Origin of the sequence: Archaeoglobus neptunius (genome assembly GCF_016757965.1) — an archaeon.
Classification (GTDB): Archaea; Halobacteriota; Archaeoglobi; order Archaeoglobales; family Archaeoglobaceae; genus Archaeoglobus; species Archaeoglobus neptunius.
The window spans coordinates 1-16,307 of sequence record NZ_JAEKIW010000007.1 but is presented as its reverse complement, the minus strand read 5'-3'; the positions used below and the strand labels follow the sequence as shown (position 1 = coordinate 16,307).

Below are 16,307 nucleotides of genomic sequence, written 5' to 3'. Positions count from 1 at the left end.
AGTAATGAATTATCAATATTGAATGGCCAGCGCTGCGGATTTCGCTGACGTCTTCTACAGGCTCATTCTGGCAGGTCTCGAGCTGATGTCCAGCACGCTCACCCTGATGCTGAAGGTAGACACCGCTGACATATGGAACGTATCCCTCCACGCAGCAGGGTTAGGATACTGGCTTGCAAAACCTTTTTTAGGTAATGGAGGGGCTCTGGATGTTGCGGGCCAGAACGCTTCCGCCCTGAAGAATTTCAGCAACATGGTGAACTACCTCGGAAGAAATCCCGAGACCATCTTTGGCAATGAGATGGGGCGTAATGGCCTTTCTGCTGTTATGAGCAATTTGACCGGACATATCGATGAGAATTTCGCTATGAAGTTCTGGAAAACGGCGAAATTAGGAGTAAAGGTTGCCATAAAGATGCTCGAAAAAGTGAATGAGGTGATCGGGTGATAGCGAATGCAACTGATTTCGCTCTGAACGGAGTTCTAACTCCGATTTCAGATTTCTTTGCTTTAATTTACGGCATGCTTGAACTGGTTACAAAGCATATAACGCCGGAGCACACAGACTTCGTTTACGCCCAGATCTCCGCTATTTTATGGGTTGTAAAGTTTTTTGGAGCCATTGCAGACCTCACAGCCTCGAACTCCACCCTTCTATTCGCATTCGCCGACACCCTCCACTCCCTCTCGACAAACTCCAGAGGTCTGTTCGGAGATATTGACGGTTTGAGCGGCATAAGCTACATCGCCAGGCACACATACATTGAACTCACTCAAAACAAGCAGATTTCAGAGGAAATTGCTGTAAGATTCGTGAGGGCAATGAACAGTACTGTGATATACTTCATGAAGGTTTTTGAATTCCTGTGAGGTGGACAATGCCGACGGTAGCGGAACTCGGCAATGTGATACTTCAGGCGCTTGCCGCTGTGCTCAGATCGCTTGGAAAATTCTTTATCTACCTGAAGTACACGGGAAACAACGAGACGGTCGTGAATTCATCAAGAGGGGCTTACCAGAGCTTCTGGGAAATATGGTACCACGCAGACGTTTCTGTCACATGGTTTCGAAAGCTTCTTTTCGACAAATACGGGTTTGTATGGCAGATCAACCACAACTCCACCCTTGAAAACAAATTTTCGGAAGTGGTAGCTCTGGCTGCAAAAAACGCCACGTTGATAATTGGCGAGGCATCCGGAACGAACGGAACATCCTTCCTGCTGAGGGTGATGACAGAGAGGGTGTCAAACAATCCAGAATTTGTGGCAAATCTGTACTATGCAGCCAAACATCTGGTGATACTGGTTTCCGACGCCCTCAGGGTATTTCCAACTTACTTTCCGGGGTGAAAAAGTTGCCTGTCGATGTCTGGATGGCGGCATCCTACCTCCTACAGTTCATTCAGAAAATGTTCATGCTGAATGGAGAGATAGCGAAAATCATCGCCGAGAACAGCACCCTCGTAACAAGGGCAACCGAGGACATCTACTACCTTTTCGGCTTTTTGAAGTATTTTTCAGATTGCATCAGAGATGCAACGGATGTGGTCATGAACAACACCACCATGATCAAGTACAGCGTGGGAATGTGGCAGAAGGTTGCTGGCAATATCACATACATCGCAGGAGATGAGAATGCCAGCAGAGGTTTGGCCTACATCCTCAGAAAAGAGTACGAGTGCATCCAGCCGGGCGGTTACTGCGAATCCTACGGCTCGAGCATCACTTACTGGGGGCTTGAGTCCCTCAAGTGGGTAATAATTTTACTGTCAAAGATTGGTGCGAAGCTCTCTGCAGTATATCGCTGAACAAAAAAATCAGGCAATGGCGGAAATCAGAGCGTCCACAAGTGGCCTGAGGACTGCACTCACCACTGGTTGCAGCCAGGATGGCAGCAGGCTGTAGATGCAGTTAATCACGTTTAACAGCGTTATAAACGTCTCATAGCTAACCCTCACACCCAGGGCCTGCAGCAGGTTTGCCACCACATCTACAAGGGTGTTCATAATACATGCTGACAAGAGGAATATATAAACTTTTCTGAAAAATTTATTTTATAACCTTTATTACCATAATCATTAACAATAACAATACGAAAATTTTAATAATTTATTTGTTTTATCCTGATTTCGTGAAAGCTGTCAGAATTATCATGTTAACAACCATTATCTGCTTTGCTTTCAACGCTGCAGAGGCTAAAACGTATTTAGAAAACTTCAACAAAATCGGTGGGGTCATAGAGGTCTCACCGTCATCACCCTTCCCCAGAGGATGGAAGAACAGCGGAAATTTGTGGGCCAATGATGACAGTGCGTGGGAAAGTCCGTGGAGTGACTACAGCGCCGGAATTGGGCAGCAATTTAGTCAGTCTGACATAGATGCAGTCAAAGCACTGGACGGTGTTTATTCCAGAAGTTCCACAACCGCATCAGATACATTACTCGGAGATGATGCCGAGTACGCTGTTATGGAATTCATGTTCAGCGTTGCCACATCATCCACACATCTGGAAATCAACGCATACCTGAGAGATGAGGATGATGGAATTCAGGCGTACATCTGGAACTTTGAGACCTGTTCCTGGGAAATGTATGCCAACTACTCAGATGTCAATCTCGGATGGACGTGGATAAACTTCACAACCGATTCTCCGTCCAGTTACATCTCCAGCTCCGGAAAAGTATACGTCCTGTTCCAAAGTCAGGCATACGCTCGTCTCTGGGGTTCGGATACCGCAAACATCGACGTAGACTACATAGAGGCCAGAGCCACAGTTCCCGATGCGAGCGTACAGACAGCCTGTGTTAGCGTTATTCCAGGCTCTGTCACCGGAATATCCAGGGACTGGGATGGCATATTTGACGACGACACGATCGGTGTCAGGATTCAAGTAACATCCGGTGGCAATCCCGTCGGGAACTACCCGGCCTACATCAGGGGAGAGTGGGATAACGGATACGGTGCATTTGGTATAGCATTAACCAACAGTAGTGGCTACGCCACGCTCAGTGGAGAGCCAATTAGCGGGGGGGTGAGTGACAAATGGCGTGTGACTTTCAAAGCGGCCATATCTGATGTTATGGTGAACGGAAAGGCCTACGAGGTCGGTGCCGGGTGTGGTGAGGAAACATTTGCCAGAGATGTTGCGGTAACACCCGGAAGCTACAATATCACACTCATTGGCAGATACTGGGACGTTGGAGGGGGAGACTGGGTCAAAGTGAGGTGGATAGCCGAGCCGGAGGATGTTGATCCTGTAAATGTAAACGGTTACAGCATACCGGCAGCCCAGCATTTTCACCACTGGGATTTACTCATCTGGAAGATGGGCATTGTTGACCCGAACAATGATGATAACTCCCAGACCGAAGGGATAAACGGAAACACAAATGACGTGGATGCCGAAACTCAGCCAGCCTGCATAGGCCCTGATGAAGGTGCTTACTGCGGGAAATACATCTGTCAGGCCGATGGTGAATGCTGCTATTTAGACAACGAGGGGGCACATAATTGCGGAGAACATCTGAGCGGCTACCGTTTCGGCCCCTTTATTCAGTTCAACGCTCCAGACCACGTTCTTGGAGTGGTAATCAGCAGAACCATCGAGATGTGCACACAGTACAGCACGATCCCCGACATAATGAGGCAGCCCTACAGCAGGATCGAGGGGCCTGATGCGCTCCCCTGCACGGTTCATATAATATCTCTGGACTACACAATCAATACCGTCAGCTCTGAGGAGGCTTTTCGAAATGGTTACAGAATTATCGGAATTGTAAACATATTTGATCCCGACCCCCACAGCGGTCTCGGGTTGCCGGGATTCATAGGTCTTGCCGCTGATAACGAACATGTAGTCGGTATTTTGCTCGGACACAGATACGGCATCCACCCATTTGTAGCTCTCGTGACGAGCATGCCTGCCGGCAGTTATCCCGGCGATCACGACATCCCGGCATGGCAGAACTTCTACCCAACATGGATCTACTACCTTCTGAGAAATCTCGCCTACAACATTAAGGTTATGGCAGAGGAGCTTCTGAACTGGGATAAAAGATATCCCGAGCCCGATCATCTTCCCAATCCGACCAATGAAGACAACATAGTTTTTGCCAATATTGCACTCAACAGATTCATTATCGACTTTCTCCCCTACCTGAAACAGACTCTGTGGGTTATGGAGGTCAGCGGAAACAACACGATCAACACCTTCATAATCGCAACTTACACACAGTTCTACGACAGCGCCAGAATTATAAAACAAATTGTAATGAACAGCACGCTTAGATCGGAGCTTGAAAATGTAACCGGTATCCTGGTGACGAATATGGCAAGCATCACCGGTCCACCCGATGGAAGAACCGGTTTGAACTATCTGCTGAAATTCAGAGTTCTGATGCCGTATTCGGAAAAGGAAAGGGCTGACTTCGAGGTGATGAAGCTACTCGATCAGATGCTTTCAGTGATTATCAAGTTGCTAAAGAATCTGCCGGGTATGGAGCATCCACAGGATTATCCGTGGTGGGGTTACGGGAACTTCATATCCAATTCCTAAATTTTTCTCAAAACCGCCACAAGGATTGCTGCAAGAGCTATTGCCGCTCCGGCCTGAAAAAGGTAGCTGTGTGCGGATGGTTTACCAAAATGCTCCTCTTCCAGTTTATGCCTGAATGTCTTTTCCCACATGAGATCGAGATTGCTGTTGAACTTTCCCAGCCAGACAGAGTTGTTTTCACTGGCCAGTACAACAAAACCATCCTCCGCCTTCTCCACTCTGACCGGCCCGAAGATGAGGGGCAGAAATGTGAAATTGCCTTCAATATTTTTGCAGTCTGTACGGTTGCATATCCAGAGTAGCTCGCTGGAATTTTTCACAGCCACACCCGCCACAACATCATCAACTGTTCCCCATCCCGCACATATACCGCCGCACTCAATTTTCTTCTCCCCAACAGGATGTCCGTCTTTATCCAGCTTCAGCAATATGGGATAAACGAGGGGATAAACGCATTTTGCTGATGTGCTGGTAGATCCTGTCAAAGCACATGTCCACACCTCCCCTACGATTACGAACCCGTCATCCTGTTCGACAACATCCCATGCTACGTCAAGAAGACCGTAGTCGAAAACGTCACTCCACTCTACGCTTCCATTTTCATCCAGCTTCAAAACCCAGAGGTCGAGATTGGTGTAGCTCCCATTTTCATAGTCACCAGTAGCGCCCACCCCGATGTACCCGCCATCGGTGGTTCTGATTATCCTTTTTATGCTGTCGTACTTCCTGTTGTCGATTTCCTTTCTCCATATTTCAGTCCCATTCGCCCCAAACTTCACTATCCAGACATCCTCATTCGTGCATCCATTCCTGCAGGGAGCTATAGTTACAGCAGCGAGCATACCTTTTCCCGACCTTGCAACCGCTGTCGCACTGTCCCCTCCACCACCGTAGCCAAAAACCCTGCTCCAGACCATATTTCCATTCTCGTCTACCTTTACAATCCATGCGTCGTCATCACGACAGCCTGTAATTCCCCCAAATACATATCCACCCTCAACTCTTGCCACACTCCAGGCTTGTGACCTGCAATTTCCCCCGTAGGTTTTATCCCATACCTCGTTTCCATTCCGATCAACCTTTATTAGCCACGCATGGCTGTATCCGTAATTCAATCCAGTAGCCCCGGCAATCAGATACCCACCTTCAGGCGTGCCCGTTATGTCAAATCCCATGCTCCACGCCCGTGTTAGAGGGATACCTGCAAGAATCAGCAGAATTATAACCATGTGTGACAGCTTCACAAAAATGTCACAGCGGTTGGCGCTTAAAATTTTTCGATCAATCCCTGGTAACGGTTTTCATCACGTCCTGCTTCGTCACTATACCAACGATCTCCTCCCCCTGTACAACCAGAACTGCAGGATATTCCATCAGAAGTTTAGAAACAACGCTCACACTCTCATCAGGGTCTATGGTGGGAAAAGGCTCACCCATAACCTCGCCAACCCTGATATTTTCCGCCTGAGACCCTTTCTCAATCACAGCCCTCACAATATCAGTCTCCGTTATGCTGCCCACAACCCTTCCCCTCTCGATGACGGGAAGCTGAGAAATCTCCTTTCTGGTCATCAGCTCAGCCACCCTCTTCAAGCTGTCTGACGGGGACACATAAATCACGGGTGAGTTCATTACAACTCTCGCCTCAACTCTACCACCCTCTATCTCCTCAAGTACTCTGTGAATCTTTTTCACAAGGGAAAGTTTTGGATCAAAATTTCCGGATTCTATCCTGGCTATCAGAGGCTGACTCACTCCTACGAGCTCTGCAAGTTTTTTCTGGCTTACCCCAAGCTTTTTCCTTTTTCTCCTGAGTTCCTCTATTTCGGGAAACATTCTTATAAAAGTTCAGCATCCTCCTAAAAAACTTTAGCTTCTATCATAGAGGAAAAGATAGAAGAGGACATCTCTTGCATAATTTCCAAACTTCTCTTTAGCCAGTTTTCTTACTTCCTCAATGCTCTTCAGCTCTCCATCAAAATAAAGGTTTGAAACTGCTCTTCTCACCCCCAGATCGTCTGCTGGAAAAACATTCATTCCGATTGCCATTGACATCACGAGTTCAGCCGTCCACCTTCCGATTCCTCTGAATGACGTCAGAAACTCATAAACCTCCTCCTCCCTGGCTTTTCTTAGCATTTCAAAATCAAAGCTGGTAGCCGTCTCAGAGATGTCAATTATGACCTCCGCTTTCCTTCTGCTCAAACCACAATCCCTTAAATCCTCAACTCCTGCAGATCCAAGCGACTCGGGGTCCGGAAATTCGTAAGCCACAAATCCTCGATGCTCACTACGCTCTCCAAACCTCTCCACGATTCTGGCCGTTATTTTCTCAGCCACCCTGAATGAGATCTGCTGCTGAATTACAGCCTTTATCACTCCCTCGTAGACGCTCATGGACATCAATCCCGCTCTACCGAACCCATAAAACCTCTCCTTCAGAAACTTCAGTTTTTCATCCCCATCCATGAAACTGTAAAGTCCAGAAGGGTCATGAAGGCCGAAATAGTCCACAATCTTCCTCTCAACCACCTTCTTTTCCCCCTCCGAAACCTCGCTGGTATCCACAACCAGAACGTTACTGCTTTCAGGATAAATTACCAGCGGAACGATCTCATCCTTCACTCTAAGCGCTCTCACCCATTTTCCATCAAAAACCATGTCCGGAGTCGGACTATCCGGTAAAACGAAGAATTTCAGCTTCAGCTTCCAGTTTACGGGGTGATCAAGCCGTATTTTCCACATGATTTCACAACCTTTTTAATACGTCCACGTTTTCACAGTTTATGGACGATGTGGTCATAGGACTTGAAGTTCACGTTCAGCTTAACAAACTCAGAACTAAACTTTTCTGCTCATGCCCGCTGGACTACCACCACAGTCCGCCGAACACACACGTCTGTCCTGTGTGCCTTGGCATGCCGGGAGCCATGCCCGTAATCAACAAAGAAGCCGTAAAGGCAGCTATAAAAGTTGCGCTTGCCCTTAATTCCGAAGTTCAGCATTTTACTGTTTTTGACAGGAAAAATTACTTTTATCCCGATCTCCCCAGAGGATTCCAGATAAGTCAGTACGATCGTCCACTTGCTCTTGGGGGTTATGTTAGTATCGAAATTGATGGACAGGAAAAGAAGATACAGCTCAAGAGAGTCCACATGGAGGAAGATCCCGGAAAACTCAGCTACAAGGGTTCCATAACCACCGCCAAGTACTCTATGATAGACTACAACAGAAGTGGGGCCCCTCTGTTGGAGATCGTGACCGAGCCCGTGATGAATTCCCCCAAAGAGGCCAGACTATTCCTTAACAAGCTCAGGATGATTCTGGAGTATCTGGACGTTTTTGATGGCGATCTCGAGGGTTCCATGAGGGTGGATGCAAACATATCGATCCGGGGAGGGGGGAGGGTTGAGATAAAGAACATATCCTCATTCAAAGGTGTCGAAAGGGCCCTTTCCTACGAGGTTATGAGGCAAAAGAATCTCATGCAGAGGGGAAGGGCAGTTGCCAGGGAAACAAGACACTTTGATGAAGCCAGAAACATAACAGTGACGCTCAGGAGCAAAGAGGAGGAGCAGGACTATCGCTACTTTCCCGAACCGGACCTCGTCCCCATATACACAGAGGAGATTCTGAAGGAGGTTGAGGGAACCCTCCCAGAAATGCCAGAGGAGAAAAGGGAGAGATTGAAGGCTGAATACGGCATCGGGGATAACTACGCAAGGGTCCTTATTCTCGATGTCAGGATGGCAGACTATTTCGAGAATGTGGCGAAGCATGTAAATCCGAAACTCGCTGCGAGCTGGATAGTCGATGTGTTGAGGGGAGAGTTGAACTACAGAGGATGGAGCTTCGTGAAATGCATGGAGATTTTTCCTCCTTCTGAGTTTGCCAAGCTGATAGAATATTTTGACAAAGACAGAATTACAGAAAAAGGCGTTGTGGAGGTTATCAGAACCAAACTTGACAGTGGTGGCGAGGTTGACGAAATAATTGCAAAGAAGGGTTTGTTTGCCATACCAAAGGAGGAAATTATTCGTTTTTGCAAGGAAGCGATAGAGGAAAATCCCAAAGCTGTTCAGGATTATCTGAACGGCAAAAAACAGGCATTAAACTTTCTGGTCGGTCAGGTAATGAAGAAGACGCGTGGAAGGGCCGATCCCGGAGAGACGGCAAAAATGCTCGAAGAAATGCTTGCATGAGGGTTGCAGTAGTGGTACCAGTATCGCCCTTTGAGAGCGAAGAAATTTTGGTGAGAAGTGCGGAGCATTTAAAATCTCTTGAATATGACAATTTTGAGGTAAAAATCCTCTATGTCATAGACAGGGCCGGAAAGAACGATAGAAGAAAGGAGACAGTTGAAAAACTTGGAATTGAGGTGCTTCTGAGGGATGGTCGGAGAGGCAAGAGGGCAGGAGCGATAAATGATGCCCTAAACTACCTGGAAAAATTCAAACCGGATTATATCGCCATATTTGACGTCGATTCAAGACCTGAGAGAAATTTTATTACTGAATGTGTCAGGGCGCTGGAGGGTTGTGAAGACTGCTACATCGCATCCTCGAAAAGATACATCAACAACGGAATTAACCTTGTTTCGGAGACTGTGGAGGCAGAATACTATCTTCTGAATTTTCTTCTGGAGAAAAGCTCTTTCAAGCAGTTCAACGGGATGATCGGCGTTTTGAGAGCTGAGTGGCTCATGAAGGAAAGACTTCATGAGTGGGCAACGGCTGAGGATGCTGACTATGCCACTAGAATGCATGCAAAAGGGTGCAAGGCGGCTCTTGTGAAAACCACAAGAATTTACGAGCAGGCTCCCCTCACATGGACCGACCTGTACAACCAGAGAAAAAGATGGTACCACGGAGGCCTTCAGCTCTGGAGATACAGGAAGATTATGAGGAATGCACACTGGAAAGTCCGGGTTTCGTGGTATATGGCGCTAACTCTAACCTTCGTACCGGTACTTTACATCCCGCTTCTCATTCTCGCTCCGATTTTTTTGCTGTACCACTACAGAAAAATTTCTAAGATCAGGGTCACCATTGGATTGATGGCACACGCCGTACTCCTGCAGATCGCATCAATAAGCGCATTAATTTCGTTCATCAGAGGAAGGGATGTTGAGTGGGGTGCAATGGAGAGGGTGGTAGATTGAGGCCAGCACTTCTTCTCATCGCATTGATCTTGCTCTCCACTGCAAGCGCTGCGGAATACTCTGTAAGGGTTGTGCTGATCGGCTACAATGGAGAGTGTCTTTTAAATGTCACAGGTCAGAATTTCAGCACGAATTTTAACGTCACGAACGGCAGCGTGATATCACTGCCCGAAGGCAGGTACGAGCTCAAACTATTTGCGATGAACAAGACGTTTGTTAACGAGCTGAACGTTACCGACAACACATCCGTGACCTTCAACCTCCTTTTCACCAGCAGCACTGAGAATATTTCGTTGATGAGGCATATCATCATTCAGCCCACTCTGGAAGTTTTCGAAATAATTCTGATAACCAATTCGGGTAGGAGAAATTTTGAAGGAGATCTGGCCGTTACCTTACCCACACACAGAAACCTGAGAATTGACGAATCCACCCTCAGTTTTATAAACTACAAAGTAAAAGGCGATGAATTAGAGTTCCAGGACATCATTATCCCCGCCAACTCGACCGGAAGAATCGGCCTGTCTTACAAGCTGGTATCCAACGTATTCGAATTGAGAAATCAGAAAAATCAGAGTCTCCTCATACTATCAGCATTGCCGGTGGAAAAGTACGAAAATGTGGTTTACAAAGGTGTTAAAAACTTCGAAAGCTCAAAGTACGAGGTATTTGAGAGCTCCGGTAGCCCCTACCTTGTTTTCAAAAGAGGCGAGTTTAAAACAGATCCGATTGCTGCTGCTGTTGTCATCATACTCTCAGTGGCGGTTTTTCTGTACTTCAGAAGCAGGAGTGGCGGATGGAAATGAGGAAGGAAATTTTAATCGTTCTGCTTATTGCCCTGATAACCAGATTTCTCTGGCTTGATGCAAGGATAGTTGACTTTGATGAAAGTATCCACGGCTGGATAGCCTTAAAATCAGTAATCGAAAATCAAAACTATGTATACGACCCTGCATACCACGGTCCCTTCCAGTACTTCATCCTCTCAGTTATATTCCGGATTCTGGGAGATAACAACTTCTCTCTCAGGCTTCCCGCAGCAGCATTCAGTGTTATGGGGGTGGTTGCCGGATTCATGCTTAAAAGATGGATTGGCAATTCCGCATACATCTTCACATTCTTTCTTCTCTTCTCACCCTCAATCCTGTACTACTCCAGATATGCGAGAAACGACATAATCGTTCTTTCGTCCTTTCTGGTTGCTCTGTTTTTTTACCTCAGATACAGGGAGAGTAAGAGGATTGCTGACGCATGCATTTCAGCTCTGTTTCTGGCAGTTATATTCACATCGAAGGAAAACTGGATTCAGTACCTCAGCTTTCTGGTCCTCATCCCAGTTTACGGGATCTACTCAGAAGGCCGGGACTACTTCAGAAACATCAATCTTCCCGCCCTGGCAGCATCTGCAACCGTATTCGCACTCTTCTCTGCTTTCATGTACTCATCGGCTTTTGTTGACAATAACGCCATGGAAGCTTTGCTGAATGCTCAATGGATTGAAAACTATCTCAGCTCCTCGATATCCTACTGGCTGAAAAATGCCATTGGGGGAAGCGTGCATTACCATCCCGTATGGTACTATGCACTGATCCTGCTTAGATACGATTTTCTCGCTTTGGGCATCGCCATTTTGGGTGCCTTTTATGTCAAGCGAGAGCTCAATTTCGTGGAGGCTCTGGCAGTTTTCTGGACCGCTGTATCGGTAATTTTTTACCATGCAATGTCTTACAAGACCCCGTGGCTTGTTGTTCATATTGTCGCCCCTCTGGCCTTTTTCGGGTCGGTTTTTGCCGGCAAGGAAATTTTCGATGAGGACAAGGAAGCTCTCAGGTTTGCTTTCTGCATACTCGGATTGTTTACACTAATTTTTGCAGTCCACATTACTTACGTGAACTATCAGGACACAAGAGAACCACTTATCTACATTCAGACGCAACCCGGTGCAGTTGAGATTGCAAAAAGAATAGAGAGCCTTGCTGAGAGTGGGAACAGGGTTCTCGTCTACGTGCCTGGACATTACTACTGGCCGCTTCCCTGGATGCTGCGGCACGTGACTGTTGCATATTCTGGAGACAGGTGTACTGAAGGTTTTGATTACGTGTTCACCTCTGAGAGGGGAGAGTGCATAAAAGCGGGCTACAAACCAGTCAGAGAGTATGAGATGCGGGCGGGAGTTTACATCTGGGAGATGTCGAGATAAACTTTTTTAAGAAGATAATTTATCTTTGATATGGTTTCCATAAAAGACCATCTCGTTGAACTTCTCGAATCTTTCGATTACAGCGGGGATGTTGAAGAGAGAATAAGGCTTTTGAGAGCAGCCATAGGAAGGGTGGGGAATATCTTTTACGGCACCGAATCAGAAGAGGTCTACGCAGATCAGGTCAGGAGAATAAAACTGAGGCTGCGCGAACTCAGAGACAAACTGGTGAACTGCGGCGACGACAGAGGATGCTGGAGAGAGATCATGGATAACCTGGAGGAACTAAGGGATCAGATAGAGAGGCTCGCATTAAGAGGGGAGATACTGGAGAAGTAGCATGAAGGTGGATGATATTGGCAGCTTTCCGCTGCCAGAGGGTATCGGCAGGGACTGGATTAACGGCAACATCAACACCAGGGAATACGAGGAGATGGTTCAGCGAGCCTTTCTGATGAAGGCAAAGGTCCTTGACCTTCCGACCTATCCGCAGTTCAGAGATATGATAGAAATGTTTCTCGATCCTATCAAAAAGTTTCAGGAAGAACCATACTTAATTGACAGAAAAAAGGCCCTGATTCCGGAGCTTGAGTACGTGGAGAAAATGAGGGTTGAAAGAGTCAGGGTTTGCATAACCGGACCCTTTGAGCTATACTACAAAGAGTTTGGAGGGGTGATCTACGAGGACGTGCTTTTGAACATCGCAGAATCGATCCGAAGATTTGTAGAGAATGCAACCAGATATGAAAACGTGAAGTGCATAAGCATAGACGAGCCGAGCCTCGGGATAGCTCCAGACCTGCAGCCCGATATCGATCTACTAAACAAAGCTCTGGATTACAGCGTCAGGGCGGATGTTCAGATTCACCTGCACGATCCCCTCTACTACGACAGACTGCTTGAAACAGGTATAGATGTCATTGGCATTGAATGCGGAAAGAAGATGGAAAACATGGATTTCATAGATGCCGAAATCGTTGAGGCGGCTGACAAAAAACTCAGAATTGGTGTTGCTAGGAGCGATATCGATGGTATAATTGCAGAGTTCAATTCACTCCACAACGTGAACGCATGGGGAAACGAGGAGTTGATCTCACTCGCCATCGATGAGATTGAACCAGTTGAGAGAATAGAGGGCAGAATAAGGGCTGCTCTTGAAAAATTTGGTGATCTTGTAGAGTACGTTGGCCCGGATTGTGGTCTGTTCTCCTTCCCCTCCCAAAAGCTTGCGTTGCAGCTTCTCGAAAATCTCAGAAAAGCCGTTGACTCCGTAGAGGGTTAGCATGGATCTGAGCCCGTATCTAAGTTACTTTTTTACATGCTTTACAACGCTCTTCGTAATAATAGACCCACCCGGGAATCTTCCGATTTTTATTGCCCTGACCGAAAAGTTCAGCGATGAGATGAGGGAAAGGATCTCAAAGCGAGCAACAATAATAGCTCTATCAATCCTCATTCTCACGATGGTAACTGGGGGGAAAATTCTTGACTACTTTGGCGTGTCGATTAACAGTCTGAGAATAGCAGGCGGGATACTGCTTTTCATTGCATCCGTGGATATACTACTCGGTGGAACGAGAAAGGAAGCTTACAAAAGAAGGGCTGAGGAAAGCATAGATGTAGATTCTATCGCCGTATTTCCCCTCGCTCTTCCTCTTTACTCCGGTCCTGGAGCAATTACTGCAGGTATCGTCATATACTCGCAGGCCAGTGACATCTTTATGAGGGCAATTGCTGTGCTCAGCGCATTCCTCGTTTACGGAATTGTGAGGCTGAGCCACATTTACAGTTCCCCGATAATCAGACTGCTCGGCAGGAGCGGTGCGGATATTATTGCAAGGATATTCGCAATATTTCTGGCTGCAATAGCCATTGAATTCGTCTTTGATGGTCTTTACGGAGAGCTTTTGGAAATGGGCATTATTGGATGATTTCATTTTTTTCCACTGCACCCTTGATGCTCCTTGCCAGATAGACAAATGGTGTGTCAAATACTGCCACTATGAACTTCATTATATACGAGGTGATGAATATCTGGGCAATGAGGTCCCACGGAAAAACCTGCTCCCAGAAGATGCCGAAGCCCACAAATGCTATCCACGTGAAAATTACGTTGTCTATCAACTGAGACACCATAGTCGAGGCGTTGTTTCTGAGCCACAGATGCCTTCCCTCGGTTTTCCTCTTCCAGAAATCAAATGCCCACACGTCATGCATCTGCGAAACAATATACGCTGTAAGGCTTGCAATCGTTATTCTTGGCATTATTCCGAATATCTGCTCCAGTGCAGGACTCAGCGTGTCGCTTTCATGAGGTACAAAAGCCAGACAGATTTGCATCAGGAAGGTGAATGCCACAAGAACGAAAAATCCGATTTCTACCGCCTTTCTCGCTTCTCTCCTGCCGTAGTTCTCACACAGGATATCTGTAACAAGGAATGTTGTCCCGTAAACGATGTTGCCCATTGCTGTAACAAGTCCGAAAAACTGGATGGTCTTCATAACCTGAATGTTCGCCAGAATTATTGCCATAGCTGTCCAGGCGTACAGCCCCATTCTGCCAAATATTCTGTAAGCCATGATTATTCCGAGAAAGTTCGCCAGTAGCAGTACAAACCACAGTATCTCATTCTGGAAGGGGAGCATGGTTTGATTATGTCTGCAGGTTATATTATTTTCTGACTTATAATGTTTTGACTAGCTGTAGGCTACCTCTGAAATCTTTCCTCATTCCTTGCCATTTTCTTCTTAAATGCCTCTACGGGATCGATGTCCGCAATATCACAGAAGAACAGCAGATATATCAGGATGTCCGCAACCTCGTCCTCCACTTCCTCATATCTTTCTCTCAGAACCCGCTGCTCCTCATCGAAACTTCTCGTCCACTGGAAAAGCTCCAGCAGCTCAGAAGCCTCGATGACTATCGAGGAAGCAAGGTTCTTAGGCGTGTGGTACTTTTTCCACCCTCTCTCATCTCTGAACTTCCTCAATATGTTGAAGAGTTCTTCGAGACTCATAGAATATTTTGAAAGTACATCTTAAAGAGTGTTTTTTAATTTGCGAGAACACAACTACTTGGAATAAGATGCATAACAACAATAAGCCATCAGCACCAGCAACATCAAACCATACAAACAACCGTTGGAAGAAGCAAAACACATATTGGGATAGAACGCCAAAAAGGCCAAGAATATTGTTCGTAGCACCAAGAAACACAAAGAGAAACCCCTAGGAACGGATTCTTTATATGGAGAGCATGAGTGCTCCCGGAACTAATCTGACTTGAGAGTACACAACCATTTTAGATTTGTTCAACCAACTTCGGCAAGTCTTTTTATTGCTGTATCAAACTCATTGATGATGTAATAGCTCTCCACCCTCGCTTTTCTTGCATTCCCAGCCATGATCCGGTCGTTTGTCACCAAGACTGAGTTCGTCAGTTTTGCAGTAGCAATGAAGTATGCGTCTATCGCTCTGCAACCTGTATTTAGAGCTATCTTAAAGGCAAGTCCATCTGGATTTTCGATGATTTCAACTTTGGTCAGTATTTCGTCTAAAAACTCAGAAATATCTTCTTTTTTGAATCTCCTGGCAAGTGTTCCAGCGATTTCCACCTTAAATACCTTAAATAAATGCTTTTAACATGTTCAAGTATGGTTTCTGCTCTTTTTGCTCGTTGTTCGTTTTCAAGGAACAAATCCAACCAAACCGATCCCTTTTTGTCATCTTCTATTCGCCAAAAACACCTCAATATCTTCTTCATTCAGTTTGAACTTTTTCCTATACTTTTTTATGATGTCGGATATGCTTTCATCAATCCTCAATTTGATTTTTTCTCCTTCCTTAAGTTCAACCTTCTCCAAAGGCTTGAACACTCCATCCTCATAAATTGCCTCAATAATCTTTGGCATGCAGATTATTATCACAACAATATATATGCTCTTTGTCATAACCTTCGGCCCTGAGGGATCTGAAAGTTTTTCAATCTAGCACTATTCTAACCACCAACTCCTCACCATCAACAATTCTTCTGCCAAAATCGGTAAGTGAAAAATACGTCCACCTTCCTCTTTTTTCAATTGTGATCAGCTCTGCTTCCAGCAGCTTTTCCAAATGTTCACTAACAGTTGATTTCGACATGCCCATCTCCTTTGAGATCTCGCTCAGGGTCATTCTTCTTTTTTCAAGAATCTTTAGAATTCTCAACCTTGTAGCTGAAGATAAGGCGATGAAGCTTTTATGTGTTAATCGTATTGGACTCATGCTTGTAGTATCCCAAAATTATTTCACAACCCAACATCCAACTCTTGTGAGAAAGCTAACGAACAAGAAGATCAGATGGATAATCAGACAACTCGACAAGGGGACTCCAGTAAAGGAAATAGCCGCTGT

Annotated in this window: 21 protein-coding genes; 12 read left to right on the top strand and 9 right to left on the bottom strand. The window is 46.1% G+C overall.

The annotated features are described in order from the left end of the window. Positions 1-22 precede the first annotated feature (22 nt). Genes JFQ59_RS06225 through JFQ59_RS06210 form a run of 4 tightly spaced genes read left to right on the top strand, consistent with a single transcriptional unit; the run spans position 23 to position 1,807 of the window. Positions 23-448: a hypothetical protein gene (locus JFQ59_RS06225; RefSeq protein ID WP_202319560.1), complete on the top strand. Its 426-nt coding sequence runs from the start codon at positions 23-25 to the stop codon at positions 446-448. After that, the gene (locus JFQ59_RS06220; RefSeq protein ID WP_202319559.1) at positions 445-870 is read left to right on the top strand and encodes a hypothetical protein; all 426 of its coding nucleotides are present in this window, start codon (positions 445-447) and stop codon (positions 868-870) included. Before JFQ59_RS06225 ends, JFQ59_RS06220 begins: the two co-directional genes overlap by 4 nt. Positions 871-878: 8 nt before the next feature. Next, positions 879-1,349 (top strand): hypothetical protein, encoded by a 471-nt coding sequence (locus JFQ59_RS06215; RefSeq protein WP_202319558.1) that lies wholly within the window; start codon positions 879-881, stop codon positions 1,347-1,349. Positions 1,350-1,354: 5 nt separating this feature from the next. Beyond that, the gene (locus JFQ59_RS06210) at positions 1,355-1,807 is read left to right on the top strand and encodes a hypothetical protein (protein ID WP_202319557.1); all 453 of its coding nucleotides are present in this window, start codon (positions 1,355-1,357) and stop codon (positions 1,805-1,807) included. A gap of 9 nt (positions 1,808-1,816) precedes the next feature. On the opposite strand, the gene JFQ59_RS06205 is transcribed toward JFQ59_RS06210, so the two are convergent. Next, entirely contained in the window at positions 1,817-2,005 is a 189-nt protein-coding gene (locus tag JFQ59_RS06205; RefSeq protein WP_202319556.1) for a hypothetical protein, read from the bottom strand. A gap of 125 nt (positions 2,006-2,130) precedes the next feature. Between JFQ59_RS06205 and JFQ59_RS06200 the strand changes: the two genes are divergently transcribed. Beyond that, a complete protein-coding gene (locus JFQ59_RS06200; protein ID WP_202319555.1) occupies positions 2,131-4,554 on the top strand; it encodes a hypothetical protein in 2,424 nt (807 codons plus the stop codon). Here JFQ59_RS06200 and JFQ59_RS06195 read toward each other — a convergent pair. Genes JFQ59_RS06195 through JFQ59_RS06185 form a run of 3 tightly spaced genes read right to left on the bottom strand, consistent with a single transcriptional unit; the run spans position 4,551 to position 7,299 of the window. Further along, on the bottom strand, positions 4,551-5,798 hold the full coding sequence (locus JFQ59_RS06195) for a hypothetical protein (RefSeq protein WP_202319554.1): 1,248 nt from the start codon (positions 5,796-5,798) through the stop codon (positions 4,551-4,553). The genes JFQ59_RS06200 and JFQ59_RS06195 overlap by 4 nt on opposite strands. 37 nt (positions 5,799-5,835) lie before the next feature. Further along, positions 5,836-6,390 (bottom strand): CBS domain-containing protein, encoded by a 555-nt coding sequence (locus JFQ59_RS06190; RefSeq protein ID WP_202319553.1) that lies wholly within the window; start codon positions 6,388-6,390, stop codon positions 5,836-5,838. Positions 6,391-6,423: 33 nt separating this feature from the next. Further along, positions 6,424-7,299 (bottom strand): DNA-3-methyladenine glycosylase family protein, encoded by an 876-nt coding sequence (locus tag JFQ59_RS06185; protein WP_202319552.1) that lies wholly within the window; start codon positions 7,297-7,299, stop codon positions 6,424-6,426. A 41-nt stretch (positions 7,300-7,340) separates the two neighbouring features. Here JFQ59_RS06185 and gatB point away from each other — a divergent pair, with 41 nt between their 5' ends. The 7 genes from gatB to JFQ59_RS06150 are packed head-to-tail and all read left to right on the top strand — an operon-like array spanning position 7,341 to position 13,846. Next, complete coding sequence (gene gatB, locus JFQ59_RS06180) at positions 7,341-8,756, top strand: Asp-tRNA(Asn)/Glu-tRNA(Gln) amidotransferase subunit GatB (protein ID WP_202319551.1); 1,416 nt, start codon at positions 7,341-7,343, stop codon at positions 8,754-8,756. Further along, positions 8,753-9,715: a glycosyltransferase gene (locus tag JFQ59_RS06175; protein ID WP_202319550.1), complete on the top strand. Its 963-nt coding sequence runs from the start codon at positions 8,753-8,755 to the stop codon at positions 9,713-9,715. The genes gatB and JFQ59_RS06175 overlap by 4 nt, the downstream gene beginning before the upstream one ends. Beyond that, positions 9,712-10,521, top strand: a complete 810-nt coding sequence (locus JFQ59_RS06170) for a hypothetical protein (protein ID WP_202319549.1) — start codon at positions 9,712-9,714, stop codon at positions 10,519-10,521. The genes JFQ59_RS06175 and JFQ59_RS06170 overlap by 4 nt, the downstream gene beginning before the upstream one ends. After that, complete coding sequence (locus tag JFQ59_RS06165; protein ID WP_202319548.1) at positions 10,512-11,915, top strand: flippase activity-associated protein Agl23; 1,404 nt, start codon at positions 10,512-10,514, stop codon at positions 11,913-11,915. The genes JFQ59_RS06170 and JFQ59_RS06165 overlap by 10 nt, the downstream gene beginning before the upstream one ends. A 30-nt stretch (positions 11,916-11,945) precedes the next feature. Next, the gene (locus JFQ59_RS06160) at positions 11,946-12,254 is read left to right on the top strand and encodes a hypothetical protein (RefSeq protein WP_202319547.1); all 309 of its coding nucleotides are present in this window, start codon (positions 11,946-11,948) and stop codon (positions 12,252-12,254) included. Between the two features lies 1 nt (position 12,255). Beyond that, a complete protein-coding gene (locus JFQ59_RS06155; protein WP_202319546.1) occupies positions 12,256-13,197 on the top strand; it encodes a methionine synthase in 942 nt (313 codons plus the stop codon). 1 nt (position 13,198) lies between these two features. Beyond that, positions 13,199-13,846 (top strand): NAAT family transporter, encoded by a 648-nt coding sequence (locus JFQ59_RS06150; protein WP_202319545.1) that lies wholly within the window; start codon positions 13,199-13,201, stop codon positions 13,844-13,846. Here the strand turns inward: JFQ59_RS06150 and JFQ59_RS06145 are convergent. The 5 genes from JFQ59_RS06145 to JFQ59_RS06125 all read right to left on the bottom strand — a co-directional run bounded on the left by JFQ59_RS06145 (position 13,836) and on the right by JFQ59_RS06125 (position 16,178). Next, entirely contained in the window at positions 13,836-14,561 is a 726-nt protein-coding gene (locus tag JFQ59_RS06145; protein WP_202319544.1) for a queuosine precursor transporter, read from the bottom strand. The two genes, JFQ59_RS06150 and JFQ59_RS06145, sit on opposite strands and share 11 nt — an antisense overlap. A gap of 62 nt (positions 14,562-14,623) precedes the next feature. Beyond that, positions 14,624-14,932 (bottom strand): nucleotide pyrophosphohydrolase, encoded by a 309-nt coding sequence (locus tag JFQ59_RS06140; RefSeq protein WP_202319543.1) that lies wholly within the window; start codon positions 14,930-14,932, stop codon positions 14,624-14,626. 294 nt (positions 14,933-15,226) lie between these two features. Beyond that, positions 15,227-15,529: a PIN domain-containing protein gene (locus JFQ59_RS06135; protein ID WP_202319542.1), complete on the bottom strand. Its 303-nt coding sequence runs from the start codon at positions 15,527-15,529 to the stop codon at positions 15,227-15,229. Positions 15,530-15,637: 108 nt separating this feature from the next. Continuing rightward, the gene (locus tag JFQ59_RS06130; protein WP_202319701.1) at positions 15,638-15,826 is read right to left on the bottom strand and encodes an antitoxin family protein; all 189 of its coding nucleotides are present in this window, start codon (positions 15,824-15,826) and stop codon (positions 15,638-15,640) included. 70 nt (positions 15,827-15,896) lie between these two features. Then, positions 15,897-16,178, bottom strand: coding sequence for a winged helix-turn-helix domain-containing protein (locus JFQ59_RS06125; protein WP_202319541.1), 282 nt, complete (start codon positions 16,176-16,178; stop codon positions 15,897-15,899). Positions 16,179-16,307 lie beyond the last annotated feature (129 nt).